A 783-nucleotide genomic window follows, 5' to 3' on the forward strand; every position below is an offset into this window, starting at 1 on the left:
CTGTTAGACCTCATGCGTGCTTCCTCAGTGCGGCTGCAGTTCTCAAAGGCGGCTCTGGATCCTGGCCGATTTCTTGCTCGTTGTCCCAACGGACGAACCGGACCACAGAGATCGGCTCCCCGAGGGTGTGCGACGTCGCAGCGACCAGAGAGCGGACGGACTTTGTTGCGTCCTTCGCAAAGCGCTGCTGCAACAACGCCTCGAGTGAGGCCGGATTCTCCACTGCAATGTGCACCGCCACGTTTCTGGCGAAAGCGGTGAACTCGGAGGTCAGAGCGGTGACGTCGTTCCGCAGTTGAAACTCCACCAGAACGCCAACGCGCCCGTTGTGCCCATACGTCTCGATCACTCGCGGCCAAATGTTCATGAGGTCTAACGTTGGAGCTGACCGGACCGTGGCATACGTAGCGAAGCCGCAGTCTGCAGCCGCGGTTCCGAGTCGAGCGACCAGTTAGATTGCATCCGTCTCTCCGAAAACTTTCCACTCGCTTGAAGACCGTGTGGCCAAGTCTTCGAAAGTTTGAAACGCCCTTACGACCTGGGTCGGGTCAAAAGGCAGCTCGTTTGCACCATCGACCGCCCAGACCTCGTTCGGGTACACGAGCAACACCCTTTCAACGTTAGTTCCGTCAGCGAGCTCAAGACTCACGATTGCAGCATCCTGCTTGAACTCGCGAAACGGACCATCGCGTTCAACGATCGGGAGCGGAATTTTGGGGTGCGTCATGATGCTGCGTTCAATGCAATCTAACGTAATGTATACCGCAAGGTCTGCGGTATAAC

The 783-nt window shown here is 57.2% G+C and carries 2 protein-coding genes; both read right to left on the minus strand.

What is annotated here, in order from left to right; genetic code table 11:
- Positions 1-10: 10 nt before the first annotated feature.
- Entirely contained in the window at positions 11-367 is a 357-nt protein-coding gene (locus tag AC1D0Z_RS23315; protein ID WP_477660495.1) for a hypothetical protein, read from the minus strand.
- Positions 368-451: 84 nt separating this feature from the next.
- Positions 452-783 (minus strand): hypothetical protein (locus tag AC1D0Z_RS23320; RefSeq protein WP_477660496.1); only part of this gene is annotated, 332 nt, incomplete at its 5' end.

The organism is Polaromonas sp. P1_E3, assembly GCF_056405935.1.